The organism is Pseudoalteromonas sp. MT33b, from assembly GCF_014117385.1.
Taxonomy (GTDB): domain Bacteria; phylum Pseudomonadota; class Gammaproteobacteria; order Enterobacterales; family Alteromonadaceae; genus Pseudoalteromonas; species Pseudoalteromonas lipolytica.
On record NZ_CP059831.1, the window covers coordinates 3,220,827 to 3,237,217 of the forward strand.

The following is a 16,391-nucleotide window of genomic DNA, read 5'->3' on the forward strand; positions in this document are numbered from 1 at the left end:
AATAGATGACTAAATTAGCAATCTAGTATGACAATTTTATGGCAAGCGCTGCGCTTCATTCACCTCTTGTTCATTTATTCCCACTAATTCCAATTGCTTAATGCGCGCTAAGCTATCGATCATTTTTAGTTCAGCCTGTTCAATATCAACATGATTCATTTGTTGTTGTGTCGTCATCGCCAAAACGGCTAACGGATTAAGTAACAGCTGTTGTATGTGATAACAGTTAGGCCCTGTAAAATCGGGTAACTCAGGTTGTAAATTAAGGGGCTCATTGTCACTAGAGATTGCCGTAAGCGGTGTGCTTTCAACATATTTAGTAATAGCGTCTAATGTCTGCTTACACTCTGGAAACACCTGATTAAACGCTAAAAATAATCCCTGTGATGAATGAACCAACGACAACAGCATGGATTTAACTTGCTGCGTATCTGACTGCCCTTGCAGTGCTGTCACAACCTGCCACGCCAAACTTTGGTACTCACCTAATTGTTGTTCTGGCGTTATTGTGGGTGGCTTTGGTGCTGACTCAGCTTGCTTGGCAACCTGTTGCTCTTTGCAACCGAGCAGTAAAAAAATAATAAATACATTACTTATTAGATACTTCATAATTTCTTCCATAAAAAAACCGCCCAAACAGGGCGGTTCTTTTTTAAGCATGGCTTATTAAGGCATAGGATCGAGATCCGCACCTTCTTTTTCGATTACTTCTGGAATTAAGTCTTCTTTACTTACACCCATTGCAATCGCCACTGCTGATGCAACATACACAGATGAGTAAGTACCGATAAACACACCAAATAGTAATGCTGTCGCAAAGCCGTGAATAGTTTGACCACCCCATACAAACAATGCAATCAATACTAAAATTGTGGTGATTGATGTTACAAGGGTACGATTCAATGTTTGCGTAAGTGAAATATCAATGATTTCTATGGTGTCATCGATACGCACTTTACGGAAGTTTTCACGAATACGGTCAGATACAACGATGGTATCGTTGAGTGAGTAACCTATCACCGCCAAAATCGCTGCTAAAATCGTTAAGTCAAACTCAAGATCCAGTATTGAGAATAAACCTAATGTGATAATAACATCGTGTAATAGTGCTGATACCGCGCCAACCGCAAAACGCCATTCAAAGCGAAATGCCACGTAGATCAAGATACAAATAAGTGCAGTTAACATGGCCAAGCCACCCTGCTCTTTTAAATCTTCACCTACACTTGGGCCCACAAACTCAATACGGCGCATTTCAACACTTGAATCAGTTTGTTTTAAGGCATCAATGATTTGGTTACCAATGACTTCTGCTTTCACGCCATCACCTTGCGGTGCAAGGCGCACAAGAATTTCTTTACTTGAGCCAAATAGCTGAACAGAGAAATCTTCAAAGCCACTTGCCGTAATTGCTTCACGTACTTTTTTCAGATCTGCAGGTTGTGCAAAGCCAACTTCAACCGCTGTACCACCGGTAAAGTCTAAACCGAAGTTTAAGCCTTTTGTAAAAAACGATACGAAAGAAGCCAAAATCAACAACGTTGATAATGTCATGGCAAACTTGCGGAACTTCATAAACGGGAGTGTTTTACCACCGAGTTTTAAGATTTGCATGCTGACTCCTAAATCGACAACTTATCAATACGCTTACCGCCAATAAACAAGTTGATTACCGCACGGGTACCAACAATGGCTGTAAACATAGAGGTGATAATACCAATCGCAAGTGTCACGGCGAAACCAGCAATTGGACCCGTGCCCACTGCAAACAGAATCACTGCTGCGATTAACGTGGTGATATTTGCATCGAAAATTGTGCTAAATGCGCTGTCGTAACCGAAATGAACGGCTTGTTGCGGACTACGGCCGTCGGCAAGCTCTTCGCGGATACGCTCAAATATAAGCACGTTTGCATCAACGGCCATACCCACGGTCAGTACGATACCTGCAATACCCGGTAAGGTTAATGCCGCACCTGGAATTAATGACATAACACCCACGATTAATACTAAGTTCGCACCAAGGGCAATATTTGCCACCATGCCAAACCCTTTGTAATAAACCAGCATAAATACAAGCACAAATGCAAAGCCTAGTACCACTGCCGTCATACCTGCTTCGATGTTTTCTTGACCTAGGCTTGGGCCTACCGTGCGCTCTTCTACAATTTGAATAGGAGCAACAAGTGCACCTGCACGTAGTAATAAGCTCAGATTATGGGCTTCAGCAGGGTTATCAATACCCGTGATTCGGAACGAACGGTCAAGACGTGCTTGAATTGTCGCCACGTTAATCACTTCTTCTACCTTAATTGGAGGAAGTGCTTTACCGTTTTCATCTGTTTTACCCGATGGCTTGTACTCAATGAATACGGTTGCCATGCGCTTACCAATCGCGCGCTTGGTGAACGCATTCATTTTTGCGCCACCTTTGCTATCAAGGCTAATGCTTACTTGCGGACGTTGATACTCATCCATTCCTGATTGCGCACCAGTAATGTGGCTACCTTCAAGAATAATGCGTTTTTTTAGTACCACAGGGTAACCGTCACGTGCCATGATCACTTCGGTGCCTGGTGGTACACGCCCTTGTAAGGCTGCACTTGGGTCAGCATCTTCGTCTACTTCACGGAACTCAAGCGTTGCCGTAGCCCCTAAAATTTCTTTGGCACGGGCTGTGTCTTGTACACCAGGAAGCTGTACGATAATACGCTCAGCACCTTGACGCTGAACGTTTGGCTCAGCAACACCGATTTGGTTGATACGGTTACGGATAATCGTTTCGTTTTGCTTGATAGCGTAATCACGAATTTCTTTAAGCTTTTGTTCGCTCATACTGGCGTAAAAAGCGTTATCACTGCTGCTATCATCAATGTACACATTGAGCGGGTAACGGGTTGATAAAAAGCGCTCTGCTGCGTCTTTATCTTCTTCGTTACGCATTTCAACACGTAAACGCTCGCTGCCAGCTACACGACGAATCGTGCGGTAACGCAGCTTTTCTTCACGTAAATCACTTTTAAAATCTTGTTCCATTTGCTCAAGCTGTGTATCAACCGCCGTCGCCATGTCGATTTCCATAGTAAAGTGAACACCACCACTTAAATCCAGACCCAGCTTCATCGGGTTACCACCCAATGCTTTTAACCACTCTGGTTGTGCTGGAGCCATGTTGATGGCAGAGATGTAATCTTCACTAAGGGAATCACGCAGTAGGTCTTGCGCTTTAAGTTGATCTTCAACATTCTTAAAACGTACAAGGATTTGTCCGTCTTCAAGTTTGCTTGATTTAACAGTAACGTTATGTTCTTTGAGGGTCGCATTTACTTTATCGAGTACGCTTAGGTCAGCATCAGTACCTTTAGTGCCCGATACTTGTATGGCCGGGTCACGACCATACAAGTTAGGAGAGGCATATAAAATACCAACGACTAACACAACAAGAACAAGTAAATACTTCCATAATGGAAACTTGTTTAACACGTGTGAGTCCTTATTTTTATTGTTATAGCGACTTCATAGTGCCTTTTGGCAATACTGCAGAAACAGCTGATTTTTGTACTGTTACTTCTGCTTGGTCGTTTAATGAGATAACGATGAAGTCTTTGTCATCAGCGATTTTAGCAATTTTACCAACTAAACCACCTTGCGTAAGCACTTCGTCACCTTTTGCCATCGCGCTCATAAGGGCTTTATGCTCTTTTACACGCTTAGCTTGCGGACGGTAAATTAAGAAATAAAATACCAGACCAAAAATACCCAACATGATTAGCATTTCCATGCCACCACCTGCTGGTGCTGCACCTGCCGCACTTGCGTGCGCGTTTGAGATGAATAAACTCATTACACTTCCTCTTTAATTTTTCTAAAAATTTAATCTGATGTATCTGCAAGCTCTGGCACTTCTTGGCCGCGGCGTGCATAAAAATCTGCAACAAATTCGTCTAGTTTGCCATGACTAATGGCATTACGTAAGCCTTCCATTACACGTTGATAATAACGTAAGTTATGAATCGTGTTTAGACGTGCGCCTAAGATTTCATTACATTTATCAAGATGATGCAAGTACGCACGTGAATAGTTTTTACATGTATGGCAATCACACTCTGGATCAAGTGGACCGGTGTCTGTTTTATGTACTGCGTTACGGATTTTAACAATGCCACCTGTCACGAATAAGTGACCATTACGTGCATTACGGGTTGGCATTACACAGTCGAACATATCGATACCACGACGCACCGCTTCAACCAAGTCTTCTGGTTTACCAACGCCCATTAAGTAACGTGGTTTGTCGGCTGGCATTTTATACGCACAATGATCAAGAATATTGATCATTTCGTTTTTAGGTTCACCCACTGATAAACCGCCCAGTGCATAACCATCAAAACCAATGTCTTCTAGGCCTTTTTGCGATTGTGCACGAAGCTCAGGGTACATACCCCCTTGGATAATACCAAACAGTGCTGCTGGATTATCACCATGGCCTTCTTTTGAACGTTTAGCCCAACGCAGCGAGAGCTCCATTGAGTCTTTGGCTTCTTTTTCAGTGGCAGGATATGGCGTACATTCGTCGAAAATCATCACAATATCAGAGCCTAAGTCGCGCTGAACTTGCATGGCTTTTTCTGGTGAAAGCATGATTTTTTCACCATTCACAGGCGAGCTAAACATGACGCCCTCTTCGGTGATTTTACGCATCGCACCTAAGCTGAATACTTGGAAACCGCCTGAATCAGTTAAGATAGGACGATCCCAATTCATGAAGTCGTGTAAATCACCGTGTTGCTTAATGATTTCTGTGCCAGGACGCAGCATAAGGTGAAAAGTATTACCAAGGCAGATTTGTGCCCCCGTATCTTTTACTTCATCGGGAGTCATCCCTTTTACCGTGCCGTAAGTACCTACTGGCATAAATGCAGGCGTTTCTACAACACCACGCTCAAAAATCAAGCGGCCGCGGCGCGCTTTACCGTCAGTGCGGTCTAATTCAAATTTCATATTATCCTCTAGTGTCGGAAAAACAGTCCAACAAGCTATAATTTAACCGCTCGATTCTAACCTGTTTGCGCATTTATTACTATTAATTGGGCTAAATTCAAAAATAAAAAGCCCGCTAGCTAAACTCTCCCCACGATGCAGAATTCAGTGTTGCACAGAGGCTTCATATCAACGCATAGCTTAGTAATAATGGCTGAAAATAAAAAACCCAGTGAAATGCTGGGCTTTTTACGGGGTAATATAAAAGATGACTAACGCTTATTTACGCGTTAAGAACATGGCATCACCATAACTGAAAAAGCGATACTGTTGCTCAATCGCTGTGTGATAAGCACCCATAATGTTTTCTTGGCCTGCGAACGCGCTCACCAACATAATCAACGTTGATTCAGGTAAGTGGAAGTTAGTGACCATAGCATCCACCACATTGAACTGATAACCCGGGTAAATAAAGATGTCAGTATCACCAAAGTAAGTATCAAGCTTGCCACCATGTACTTTTGCAGCCGACTCTAAAGAACGTACTGAAGTGGTGCCCACCGCAACAACACGCCCGCCTTTTGCTTTGGTTTCGGCTACGGCTTTTACAACCTCATCGGGAACTTCGATATATTCTGAGTGCATAACATGTTCATCAACTGAATCAACACGCACAGGTTGGAATGTACCCGCACCCACGTGCAAAGTAACAAACGCCATGTTAATGCCTTTGTCTTTTAAAGCCGCCATTAATTTATCGTCAAAGTGAAGCCCTGCTGTTGGCGCTGCAACAGCACCGGGTTTCTCACCATACACCGTTTGATAACGCTCACGATCAGCCTCATTATCTGGGCGGTCTATGTATGGCGGTAATGGCATGTGGCCAATATCGTTTAAGATATCTAATACATTTTCGTCTTTAGCAAACTCAAGTTCAAATAGCTCACCGTGACGCGCTACCATGGTTGCTTCGGCTTTGCCTTCAAGGATAATTTTAGAGCCCGGTTTTGGTGATTTACTCGCACGTACGTGAGCCAGTACACGGTGCTCGTCCAATACGCGCTCAACGAGTACTTCAAGCTTACCACCAGACTCTTTTTGGCCAAACATGCGTGCTGGTATCACTTTCGTGTTGTTAAACACTAATAAGTCATTTTCATTTACCAGAGATAAAATATCACTAAACACTTTGTGTTCAACCTGCCCTGTTGGGCCGTCGAGCGTTAATAAACGACTGCTTGTTCGATCTGCTTTTGGAAAACGAGCAATTAATTCATCAGGAAGGTCAAAGCTAAAATCAGCCACGCGCATAGAGCATATCTCTCATTAATAAAAACGCGCCAAGTTTACTCTGATACGCTTGCCACCTCAAGCAAAGCACCTCGGTTCAAGAACAAACAACCTAACCGTGTAAGCTGGTACAGGCTAATAACCGTTTTTAGGTAAAGTTTGCTTGTAGAATAATAGAAATGTCATTATTCTAACCCATTCACTAAGCATGGGTTCAGTTAAGAGGTAGTAGCGCCATGGCAAAGCAGTTGCAACTGCTAATTTTAAACGCTAGCGTTGCTGAGCGTGAAACAATTAAGTTAACACTCAACAAACTTAATGTTTTTACGTTTATTGAAGCCAACGACTCGCAAGAGGCGTTAAAAATACTTAAAAGCCAGCCGGTGGATATTATTATTACGGGCCTTGAAGTCGGCAAAATTGACGGCTGGCGCTTCTCGCGCATGATTCGCTCGGGGTTATTAAAAACCCCAAAAAATACACCTATACTGCTAACTCCCCCTATTTATTGTGAGCGTATCGCTGAAACAACAGCCCGCAGTTATGGTATTGATGCTGTATTGCCTTTTGAACGCCAAGATATGCTGCCGCAAGTCCTTGCTAATGTCCTGTCGACACACCTAGAAAAAAGCAGCCGCCTTAATTTACTCCTACTTGAAACGAATAACAGCAAAGCAAATAACATCAACGAACAACTCAAACTCAGTTTTGCTGTTACACACACGACATCGACAAAAGCAGCACTGGCGACGTACCTACAACAAAAGTTTGCAATTGTATTGATTGATGCAACTCAATCGCAATCAGATCCCGCAGGCGCGCTGATTAGCGAAATATTGCAGCATAATCCTAAACAAGCCATTGTTACCATCATTGATAACAACGATGCCGATTATGCCGAGCAACTGCTGCTCTCTGGTGTTACCGATTTTATACGCGCCCCTTATGATCAGTCTTTACTGAGCAAAGTATGTGACCATGCCGCACGCCGTGAAGATTTTATGGTGAGTTATGCAGAGTTTGCACAAAAAGTTGAGCAACTAAGCCAAAGCCAAAGCCGCTATAAAGAACTGTTTTCGGCTCACCAACGTATTTTATTGCATTTAAACACCGTGGTATTGGAGTTTGATCAGCAAGGAAATATTCGCTTTATTAACCCTGCATGGGAAAACCTCACGGGATACGGCATTAAATCAAGTTTATCTAAGTCGTTAACTGATTTTTGTTTGCCTGAGTGTCAGCCCAAGTTACAAGATACGATTCAAAGTATTTTGCACGGGGGGGAGCTACAACAGCAAGTTGAGATACAACTGAGTCATAAAAACGGCAATGCCATTTGGGTTGAATGCCGAATGCAGTTAATAAAAAACAGCCGTAACTCTGCAACGATTACAGCCACTATCGATAACATTCATGAACGTAAGCAAGCTGAGTTACAGCTTCGTCATTTAGCATTGCATGACACGCTAACTGAATTACATAACCGCTATTATTTTGATCAGCAATTGCAACGTATTTGCCAAGCCAAATACACCAATGGCGATATAGAACATGCGCTTATTTATATCGATTTAGATCATTTTAAAATCATCAATGACAGTAAAGGTCATCAACAAGGTGATATTGTGCTTAAAGAAGTCGCTCAACTCTTTACTGCCAATATTAGCGACGAGCACTTAATTTGCCGTATTGGCGGTGATGAATTTGCGGTTATTCTGAAAAACACCAATTTGCTTGATGCCCATTTAGTCGCAGAAAGTATTTGTATGGCCATTGAAAAACACCAATTTCATTCAGAAGGCCAAGAATATTCAATTAGCTGCTCAATTGGCCTAACACAAATTACCGCACAAAATAATGATCCCAACGAATGCCTTAAGCAAGCTGATATTGCGCTGTATGTTGCAAAAAGCTTAGGCCGTAATCTGGTTCATTGTTATTCAAAAGAAGACACTCACCACAATAGCCTACAAGCAGGGTTAGAATGGGGCCACAGCATTCGCCAAGCACTGCAACACGATGCAATTGAATTACATTACCAACCAATTTGGGACTTTAAACGTGGCCATGTGGCTTACTTTGAAACCTTACTGCGTTTAAAGCTTGATAATGAGCTCATTTACCCGAATCAATTTATTCCCGCATTAGAATTACTAAACGACACATACCTGATGGACCAATGTGTTATTCGTAATGCGATTAAAAGTGTTGCTGATTTTCCTGAGCTCAACCAAGTGGCTATTAATTTATCGGCACAGTCATTTTTAGATGAACGATTATTACCGCATATAGAATCGAGCCTACAAGAGTATAACGTTGAACCCACGCGTATTATTTTTGAAATAACCGAGTCAGCCAGTATCAATAATTTAGTGGCCACCCGCGCAATGATAGAGCGCCTCAATGGCTTAGGCTGCCATTTCTCGATTGACGACTTTGGCACTGGCTTTAGTACATTTAACTACCTTAAACAGCTGCCAGCACAACATGTAAAAATTGATGGCTCGTTTGTTCGCGATATGTTGAACGACCCTATCGACCTTGCGCTCGTGAAGGCGATAAACGATATTAGCCGCTCTTTAGATAAGCGTTCTGTTGCTGAATACGTTGAAAATAAAGAAATATTTTTAGCACTAAAAGAGATAGGCGTCGATTACGGGCAAGGTTACTTTATTGCACGCCCCATGCCCGTTGAAAAAATTAGCAGTGAGCTTGAAAGAATCTCTAACAATAAACTTTTTAGCTAACAACTGACTAGCTAACCCGCCCCGAATATTGATACATTTTTAAACAATTTTATTAACTTTTTATCTACCATCCTGAGAATACTCATCTATAATTAATTCACGCCAAGAGATAATGTCGCGCATTTATAGTGATAATCTAAAAAAAACATGACATTACCTTTTACATTATACATACTGAAAATGACTTAACATCTATACGTTTTTGTATTAGCGGTATTTAGGAGAAAAGTGATGACACAACTAATCGTATTGTTACTGATCGTTAATCTAGGGATAGCATATCAATGTTACCGTAATGCGACCTACAAAGGGTACCCGGTAAAAGTATTTACAGGGTTGGGCTTAGTGCCTTATTTTAATCTGGTTGTTTGGGTTTACTTATTGTTTTTACCCAGCTTAAAGCCTTTTTCAATGGATGAAAAGCAGCCCTTATAGGCTGCTTTTTTGGTTGGGAAATCAATTATTTAAAACACATAGCTTGATGCACGTTCGAGTAGTTGCGACGATTTAATATTCCCCACTACACACTGTTTAATATCTGCTTTTTTAAACACTTTAATGTGATCCATTTTACTCTGATCGAGTCCGCGAATAACAACACTGACGTGCTCATTATCGGGTAAGCTTCGTAAACCACTGCCATAATCACACAACGATAATGCAATACTGTTATTTACACTGTTTGTTAGAGCCATCATTTGCTGCTGCTGCTCTTTTGCGCGCGCTTGCTTTTTCTCTGCAAGTTGTTTGCGTAACCTTTGCTGCTTCAATGACAGCGTTTGTTGCTCTTTTTCAAGCTCTTTAATAGAGGCTTGTAACTCTTTTTTACGTTGCTCAAGTGCTTGATTTTCAGCTTCCTTATCATGACGACGCTCAAATTCAATATCACGTTTTTCGCGTTCAAGATCACGAATTTCACGGCTAATATCACGCTCTTGCTCAGCCACTTCACGGACTTGCTCTGCACTTTCACGCATCATTTCCATCGCGTGCTGATACGCTTCTTGCGTTTTAACGACCACAGCGTCGCTTATCACCTGCACATGGTCACCAAGAATCTCAATGTCGCTTATTTCATCAAAATTAATATCTGGCATAGGTGGCAAAGGAGCATCAGGTACCGATGCAAAAATAGTTGACCATCGCGACCCCCGCACGTCAAAACTAAACACCACACCTTGGTGCTGTAAATAACTTGCTGACACGTTGCTCACTTTGTTATCCGTATCTTGCTTTAAAGCAGCCGTAAGAATTTTTTCCATAATTCCCACTTCACGCTGAATTTTATCTAACTCATCACTACTTTGTGCAAACACAGGGTTCACTGTTGCTACACCACATAGCAATAACACCGCACTGGCTATCATGTTCTTTGGCATTTTAATACTCCACGTTGTTGGCAACGGTTGGCATAGGTCGGCCATCCACTTGCTCTGCTAAATCATTTAATTGCATACGCAAGTATGCTTGGTCTTGGGCGCGCTGCGTTTTGATATAAGCAAGCACACTGGCAATATCTTCTTGTCGCTCTACACGACCCGTTTTAATCGCTTCTTTCGCTAGCTGATACATATGCTGTTGCTGTATGTCATTTTGTGCTGTTAGCATGTTTTGCAATTGATCTATTTGTTTTTGTTGTGACTCTAATAAACGAGTTTGCTTAGCCACTTGCTCAAGCAACTGTGAATCTGTTTGTTCTGGGCTGGTTATTAATAGCCAGGCACACAATGCGATAGACGCAGCCATCGCCCATAAACCAGAACCAAAATACACAGCCTGCTTTTGCGCTTGTGGCATACAAGAACCACGATCCCAGTCAGGTACTGGTAACGGTTGATAGTTAAGACTATGCTGCTGCCACTTTGTCGCATTTTCCATCATCAAGGCATAGTCAGGATTACTTTCGAGCAACCTAATTTGCTCTTCCGTTAAGCTTTCACCTTCTAGCCATGCTGTAAATAACGACTCTAAATTAGCCATCTACTGCCTCCAAATGCACTTTTAACTTACCTAACGCACTGTATAATCTTGATTTAGCAGTATTAGTTGAAATACCTAACTGCTCAGCAATTTCCTCAAATGTGCAATGCTGAAAAAACTTTAACTCTACAACCAAACGCTGCTCCCACGGCAAATTGTTCATCATACTTTTAAGCTCATTATGCTGTTGAGATTGCTGTTGATTCGCTTCTATTTCACTACGCTCACAGGCTTCTTCGGGTAAACCGTCTAGGCTTTGGTGGTGCTTACGGCGACGATAATACTCAACACTTCGTCTATGCACGATTTGGTAAAGCCAAGTATTAAAGCTGCAATCTCCCCGAAAGCTAGGCAAACTCTTATACACAGAAATAAACACTTCTTGCATTAAGTCCATTGCATCATCAGGGTGACTCAACATTCGCAAACAATAGTTATAGACCTGCGTTTCATGTTGCTTCACTAATTTCAACCATGCCCGTTTATTGCCTTGTTGCGCCTTGGCAATTAATGTGTCGAGTGATTGAAAAAACACGGTAGCCTCGTCATGTTATTTATCTATCGTAAAAAGGGGTAATGTATAAAGTTAGTCGAGGGAAGGAAAAAAATAGTTTGCTTTAATAATAAAAAACCCCAAATTTTTATTTGGGGCTGCAATTTATTCTGCTGATTGGGTATGTAAGCTGCATTGCTTGGCAAGAAACAGCTCTAACTGTTGACTAAACAGCCTAAAATCGCGGATTCGCCCGGTGGTTTTACGCCACACAATACCAATATCTCGGTATGCGTCGCTTTGTGATGGCGTTGCCACCATGTCTTTTTTCTCTAGAATGCCCGCGTTAATCGCCATTTGCGGTAAAAAAGTAACGCCCAGTTGATGCTCAACCATGCTCAGTAACGTATGTAAGCTGGCCGCTTCAAACGGGTTAATGCAACTTGAGCGATTTAAATGACAAGCACTTAAGGCATGGCCTGTCATACAGTGCTCTCGCTCTAGCAAAAACACACTGGCATCGGGCAACAAGTTAAAGTCTTCGACACCTTTCGCTGGCATATAATCTTTATGGTGAACTAAGCTAAAGTGGTCTTTAGCGAGCACTTGGGTGTGAAACTTTTCGGTATCGAACGGCAACGCAAGCAACGCGATATCAATTTGCCCGTGTTCAAGCTTATCCAGTAACTTTTCACTGGTATCTTCAACAAGTACTAACTCAAGCTCGGTAAATGTTTGCTTGCAAAAGTGATACAACGGCGCCGCGATAAAGCTGGCGATGGTAGGGATCACGCCTAAGGTTAACTTACCACTTAACGGGGTTAAAAAGCTTTTGGTGAGTTCTTTCAAACTTAGCGTATCGTCAATGATTTTACGTGCTTTCTCTACGACCTCTTCCCCAATGGCAGTAAACATTAAGCTGCGATTTTCACGCTCGATAAGCTGACAACCTAAGGTTTCTTCTAAGTTTTGAATCGCACTGCTTAACGTGGACTGACCAATAAAGCAGGCACTTGCGGCACGACCAAAGTGTTGGTGCTGATGAACGGCGAGTAAATATTGTAGTTGTTTAATACTGGGTAAGTTATTCATACTCTTTTTTACTACCTGCAAATAAAAAGACCCCAATACCTAGGGCATTGAGATCTTTTCAAGCTAAAAGTCTGTTAGTACTTTTTAAACGCCGAAGGCTGTTCTCAGTACGTAGAAAATAACAATAGCAAGGGCTGCGCCAACTGGCAATGTAATTACCCAAGAAACTACAATGTTTCTTACAACACCCATGTTAAGCGCTGCGATACCACGCGCCATACCAACACCTAATACAGCACCTACAAGCGTTTGTGTTGTAGAGATTGGTAAACCCGTGCCTGATGCAATAACAACCGTTGATGCAGCAGCTAGCTCAGCAGCGAAACCACGGCTAGGTGTTAAGTGAGTAATACCTTCACCGATTGTTTTGATTACTTTCTTACCTAAAATAGCAAGGCCAGCAACAATACCCAAACCACCCAGTGGTAGAATCCACCATGCGATAGCGGCTTTCTTAGCAATTTCACCGTTGTGCTCAACAATGTTTACAACAGCAGCTAGTGGACCAATCGCGTTTGCAACATCGTTCGAACCATGGGCGAATGCCATACAACAAGCTGTTAATACCATTAATACCGCGAACACTTTTTCAACGTTATTAAATTGCATTTTCTTGTCAGCTTTAGGATCAATTTTTAAGCGTGAAATAGCAAACTTACCAATAATACCAACCACGACAGCGATCGCGATAGAAAGTGCGTAACCCTCAACAGCGCCTAGGTTAATACCAATGTGCTTCAAGCCTTTCTTAATCGTAACTAAAGACATAATGAAGCCCGCTAGACCCATATACACAGGGACAAAGCGCTTAGCGTTTTTAAGTGGAGCATCGGTATCAAAAATAAGCTTTTGCGCACTCATAAAGATAAGGTAAGCAATAAAGCCCGAAATTGCAGGTGTTACAATCCAACTCCCCACAATGCCCAGTACTTTATTCCATTGGATTGCTTCGCTGCCAACAGCCACTAAAGCAAAACCAATAATCGCACCGATAATTGAGTGAGTAGTCGATACAGGCCAGCCAAGGAAAGAGGCGATTAATAGCCAGCTACCTGCAGCAAATAACGCGGCAATCATACCTAAGATCATAAGCTCAGGTATATCAATAAATGGCGTGGCGTCGATAATTCCTTTACGAATAGTTGATGTAACCTCACCACCGGCAAGGTAAGCACCTGCGAATTCAAACACCATCGCAATAATAATTGCTTGTTTGATAGTAAGTGCTTTTGAACCTACTGATGTACCCATCGCATTGGCAACGTCATTTGCACCAATACCATAAGCCATGAAGAAACCGACTGCTGCGGCAATTAAAACTAAAAAAGTGCCGTAATTTGCAATGATATCCATTGTGTGAAACCTTTAATTTTTCGTATTTGAACTGATTTTAAATTAACGAGCTAACATCAGCTCAAGACGAGAACCTACGCGCTCTGCAATATCAGCTAGATCGCCGACCCACTCAATGATCTTGTACAAGAACATCACATCAATTGGGTTTAGTTCATTTTCAACGGCGCGCAATTGACGGCGTATTTTGATTTGCATGTCATCCGTGTCTTGTTCGATTGCATCCAATTCAACGAGCATTTTTTCTACTAAAGTCACTTCGCGACCTTTGAAGCCCGTTTCAAGTAGCTCATCTAACTCGTTAATTGCTTTTGATGCTTGTTTTGTCGCATCAACACAACGTGTTACATAAGCAAGAAAATCTTCTTGAATTTCTACCGGAATCGTCATTTCTCGACCAATTACACGACCTGCAATGTCTTTTGCTTTATTCGCAATTTTGTCTTGTTGGGTAACAAGCTCTAACAAATCGGTACGCTCAACTGGCATAAATAAGCCGCGCGGTAGTTGAAGGCGAATGTTACGTTTCATGTCATCCGCTTCACGTTCTAAATTACGAATGTTTAGACGGATTTCCTCCGCTTCTTTCCATTCTTCTTTAAAAACGTGATTAAAGAAAGGGATCAAGGCTTTGCTTGCTTGATGTACTTTCTTAATGTGATCTTCCATAGGCTTAATAGGAGATTTAGCAAAAACCCCTAAAAATGCATTTGTAGGCATAACTGACCCTTTATAAATTAGTATGCTTTGGCAGGTTCGAATTTTACAGCATTGTGTACGATTTTGAACGCTTTTTCTGCCTGACATCACCAATAATAGACAAAGCGGCCTAAAGCCGCTCGGTTTAAAAATGAAAAGTGCTTAAAAATTTACAGCGACTTTTCGATATCTGCTTGAGATGTATGACGAATATCTTTACCGTTCACAAAATAGATAATGTATTCTGCGATATTCTGACAACGGTCGCCAATACGCTCAAGTGAACGAACTGACCACACTAAATCCATAATTTTAGGGATTGAGCGTGGATCTTCCATCATATATGTCATAATTTGACGCGTAATTGCTTCATATTCACGGTCAACTTTTGCATCTTCTTTGTGAACTTCGAAGGCACATTGCACATCCATACGGGCAAATGCATCAAGTACATCATGAAGCATCTTCGACACTTGGCGACCCATATTTTCAATATTAACAAGAAGATCTTGTTGATCTTTGGTAAATGAATCAAGCGCCACTTTTGCAATACGCTCTGCTTCGTCACCAATGCGCTCTAAGTCGGCGATTGTTTTCGCAATCGCAATAACTAAACGTAAATCACTAGCAGCAGGCTGACGACGTGCAATAATGCGTGTGCATTCTTCGTCAATATTGACTTCCATGGCGTTTACTTTGTAGTCGTTTTCACGGACTTTTTGCGCCAATTCTGCATCACCTTTACTAACCGCATCAAGCGCACTATTTAACTGCTGCTCAACTAAGCCACCCATGCTAAGTACATGGTTACGAACATTTTCAAGCTCTTCATTAAAGCGACCTGAAATATGCTTATTAATATTATGTTCCATTGTCTACCTCTATAAAATTCGTTTACGTTACCAAGTGTTTTATTCGACTAGCCGTAGCGGCCAGTGATGTAATCTTCTGTTTTCTTTTTACTTGGTGTCGTAAATAAGGTGTTGGTATCTGAATACTCTATCAATTCGCCCATGTACATAAACGCTGTTTGGTCTGATACACGCGCGGCTTGTTGCATGTTATGAGTAACAATAACCACGGTAAACTTATTCTTTAAGTCGTTAATGAGCTCTTCAATAACTAATGTAGAAATTGGATCGAGTGCCGATGTTGGCTCATCTAACAAGAGCACTTCTGGCTCAATCGCAATTGATCGCGCAATCACAAGACGTTGCTGCTGACCACCTGATAGGCCAAATGCACTATCGTGAAGACGATCTTTTACTTCATCCCACAATGCAGCACCACGTAAAGATTGCTCAACGACTTCGTCTAATTTACGCTTTTCTTTAATTCCTTGTAAGCGTAGGCCATAAACAACATTTTCGTAGATTGATTTTGGAAATGGATTCGGACGTTGGAATACCATACCAACATTACGACGCAGTGCGGCAACATCGACACTTTTATCGTAGATGTTATGACCATGTAGTAAAATTTCACCGGTGATACGACAGCTATCAACTAAATCATTCATACGGTTAATACAACGAAGCAGCGTCGATTTACCACACCCCGATGGGCCGATAAACGCTGTTACCTGACCTTTGGGAATCTTCATATTCACGCCGCTAAGCGCTTGTTTATCACCGTAGTATAGATCTAAATCTTTAATCTCTAACGCAGTTTGCTCTGCGGTTAGATTCTCTAAGTCTAGTTTTGCCGCGCTTTTCGCTTGGTTTACGTGTGGTGCAACTGTAATCATCTCTGTCTACC

At 41.9% G+C, this 16,391-nt stretch carries 16 protein-coding genes; 2 read left to right on the top strand and 14 right to left on the bottom strand.

What is annotated here, in order from left to right; translation table 11 throughout:
• Positions 1-36: 36 nt before the first annotated feature.
• From H3302_RS14515 to queA, 6 genes are all read right to left on the bottom strand, one after another.
• Positions 37-609: a hypothetical protein gene (locus H3302_RS14515; protein ID WP_182395715.1), complete on the bottom strand. Its 573-nt coding sequence runs from the start codon at positions 607-609 to the stop codon at positions 37-39.
• 57 nt (positions 610-666) lie between these two features.
• A complete protein-coding gene (gene secF / locus H3302_RS14520; protein WP_036973300.1) occupies positions 667-1,614 on the bottom strand; it encodes a protein translocase subunit SecF in 948 nt (315 codons plus the stop codon).
• 8 nt (positions 1,615-1,622) lie between these two features.
• Positions 1,623-3,482 (bottom strand): protein translocase subunit SecD, encoded by a 1,860-nt coding sequence (gene secD / locus H3302_RS14525; protein ID WP_036973301.1) that lies wholly within the window; start codon positions 3,480-3,482, stop codon positions 1,623-1,625.
• A 22-nt stretch (positions 3,483-3,504) separates the two neighbouring features.
• Positions 3,505-3,843, bottom strand: a complete 339-nt coding sequence (gene yajC / locus H3302_RS14530) for a preprotein translocase subunit YajC (protein WP_036973302.1) — start codon at positions 3,841-3,843, stop codon at positions 3,505-3,507.
• A gap of 29 nt (positions 3,844-3,872) precedes the next feature.
• A complete protein-coding gene (gene tgt, locus H3302_RS14535) occupies positions 3,873-5,000 on the bottom strand; it encodes a tRNA guanosine(34) transglycosylase Tgt (RefSeq protein WP_036973303.1) in 1,128 nt (375 codons plus the stop codon).
• Positions 5,001-5,258: 258 nt separating this feature from the next.
• Positions 5,259-6,290, bottom strand: coding sequence for a tRNA preQ1(34) S-adenosylmethionine ribosyltransferase-isomerase QueA (gene queA, locus H3302_RS14540; protein WP_036973304.1), 1,032 nt, complete (start codon positions 6,288-6,290; stop codon positions 5,259-5,261).
• 215 nt (positions 6,291-6,505) lie between these two features.
• On the opposite strand from queA, the gene H3302_RS14545 reads away from it, so the two are divergent.
• Together H3302_RS14545 and H3302_RS14550 are read left to right on the top strand one after the other, a co-directional pair.
• The gene (locus tag H3302_RS14545) at positions 6,506-9,016 is read left to right on the top strand and encodes an EAL domain-containing protein (RefSeq protein ID WP_036973305.1); all 2,511 of its coding nucleotides are present in this window, start codon (positions 6,506-6,508) and stop codon (positions 9,014-9,016) included.
• A gap of 231 nt (positions 9,017-9,247) precedes the next feature.
• The gene (locus H3302_RS14550) at positions 9,248-9,451 is read left to right on the top strand and encodes a hypothetical protein (protein WP_036973306.1); all 204 of its coding nucleotides are present in this window, start codon (positions 9,248-9,250) and stop codon (positions 9,449-9,451) included.
• 29 nt (positions 9,452-9,480) lie between these two features.
• Here the strand turns inward: H3302_RS14550 and H3302_RS14555 are convergent, their stop codons facing one another.
• The 8 genes from H3302_RS14555 to pstB all read right to left on the bottom strand — a co-directional run bounded on the left by H3302_RS14555 (position 9,481) and on the right by pstB (position 16,380).
• A complete protein-coding gene (locus H3302_RS14555; protein WP_182395717.1) occupies positions 9,481-10,395 on the bottom strand; it encodes a hypothetical protein in 915 nt (304 codons plus the stop codon).
• Between the two features lies 1 nt (position 10,396).
• Positions 10,397-10,996, bottom strand: a complete 600-nt coding sequence (locus tag H3302_RS14560) for a hypothetical protein (protein ID WP_182395719.1) — start codon at positions 10,994-10,996, stop codon at positions 10,397-10,399.
• Positions 10,989-11,531, bottom strand: coding sequence for an RNA polymerase sigma factor (locus H3302_RS14565; protein ID WP_036973309.1), 543 nt, complete (start codon positions 11,529-11,531; stop codon positions 10,989-10,991). The genes H3302_RS14560 and H3302_RS14565 overlap by 8 nt, the downstream gene beginning before the upstream one ends.
• A gap of 123 nt (positions 11,532-11,654) precedes the next feature.
• Entirely contained in the window at positions 11,655-12,581 is a 927-nt protein-coding gene (locus H3302_RS14570; protein ID WP_036973310.1) for a hydrogen peroxide-inducible genes activator, read from the bottom strand.
• An 84-nt stretch (positions 12,582-12,665) separates the two neighbouring features.
• Positions 12,666-13,934 (bottom strand): inorganic phosphate transporter, encoded by a 1,269-nt coding sequence (locus H3302_RS14575; RefSeq protein WP_036973311.1) that lies wholly within the window; start codon positions 13,932-13,934, stop codon positions 12,666-12,668.
• A gap of 42 nt (positions 13,935-13,976) precedes the next feature.
• Positions 13,977-14,654, bottom strand: a complete 678-nt coding sequence (locus H3302_RS14580) for a TIGR00153 family protein (protein ID WP_036973312.1) — start codon at positions 14,652-14,654, stop codon at positions 13,977-13,979.
• Between the two features lie 149 nt (positions 14,655-14,803).
• Positions 14,804-15,505: a phosphate signaling complex protein PhoU gene (phoU, locus tag H3302_RS14585; protein ID WP_036973313.1), complete on the bottom strand. Its 702-nt coding sequence runs from the start codon at positions 15,503-15,505 to the stop codon at positions 14,804-14,806.
• A gap of 47 nt (positions 15,506-15,552) precedes the next feature.
• A complete protein-coding gene (pstB, locus tag H3302_RS14590; protein WP_036973314.1) occupies positions 15,553-16,380 on the bottom strand; it encodes a phosphate ABC transporter ATP-binding protein PstB in 828 nt (275 codons plus the stop codon).
• Between the last annotated feature and the right edge of the window lie 11 nt (positions 16,381-16,391).

Excerpts from the sequence above, each read along its gene's own strand:
- H3302_RS14515 (WP_182395715.1), bottom strand. The coding sequence starts at position 609 with ATGAAGTATCTAATAAGTAATGTATTTATTATTTTTTTACTGCTCGGT.
- secF (WP_036973300.1), bottom strand. The coding sequence starts at position 1,614 with ATGCAAATCTTAAAACTCGGTGGTAAAACACTCCCGTTTATGAAGTTC.
- yajC (WP_036973302.1), bottom strand. The coding sequence starts at position 3,843 with ATGAGTTTATTCATCTCAAACGCGCACGCAAGTGCGGCAGGTGCAGCA.
- tgt (WP_036973303.1), bottom strand. The coding sequence starts at position 5,000 with ATGAAATTTGAATTAGACCGCACTGACGGTAAAGCGCGCCGCGGCCGC.
- queA (WP_036973304.1), bottom strand. The coding sequence starts at position 6,290 with ATGCGCGTGGCTGATTTTAGCTTTGACCTTCCTGATGAATTAATTGCT.
- H3302_RS14545 (WP_036973305.1), top strand. The coding sequence starts at position 6,506 with ATGGCAAAGCAGTTGCAACTGCTAATTTTAAACGCTAGCGTTGCTGAG.
- H3302_RS14550 (WP_036973306.1), top strand. The coding sequence starts at position 9,248 with ATGACACAACTAATCGTATTGTTACTGATCGTTAATCTAGGGATAGCA.
- H3302_RS14555 (WP_182395717.1), bottom strand. The coding sequence starts at position 10,395 with ATGCCAAAGAACATGATAGCCAGTGCGGTGTTATTGCTATGTGGTGTA.
- H3302_RS14560 (WP_182395719.1), bottom strand. The coding sequence starts at position 10,996 with ATGGCTAATTTAGAGTCGTTATTTACAGCATGGCTAGAAGGTGAAAGC.
- H3302_RS14570 (WP_036973310.1), bottom strand. The coding sequence starts at position 12,581 with ATGAATAACTTACCCAGTATTAAACAACTACAATATTTACTCGCCGTT.
- H3302_RS14575 (WP_036973311.1), bottom strand. The coding sequence starts at position 13,934 with ATGGATATCATTGCAAATTACGGCACTTTTTTAGTTTTAATTGCCGCA.
- H3302_RS14580 (WP_036973312.1), bottom strand. The coding sequence starts at position 14,654 with ATGCCTACAAATGCATTTTTAGGGGTTTTTGCTAAATCTCCTATTAAG.
- phoU (WP_036973313.1), bottom strand. The coding sequence starts at position 15,505 with ATGGAACATAATATTAATAAGCATATTTCAGGTCGCTTTAATGAAGAG.
- pstB (WP_036973314.1), bottom strand. The coding sequence starts at position 16,380 with ATGATTACAGTTGCACCACACGTAAACCAAGCGAAAAGCGCGGCAAAA.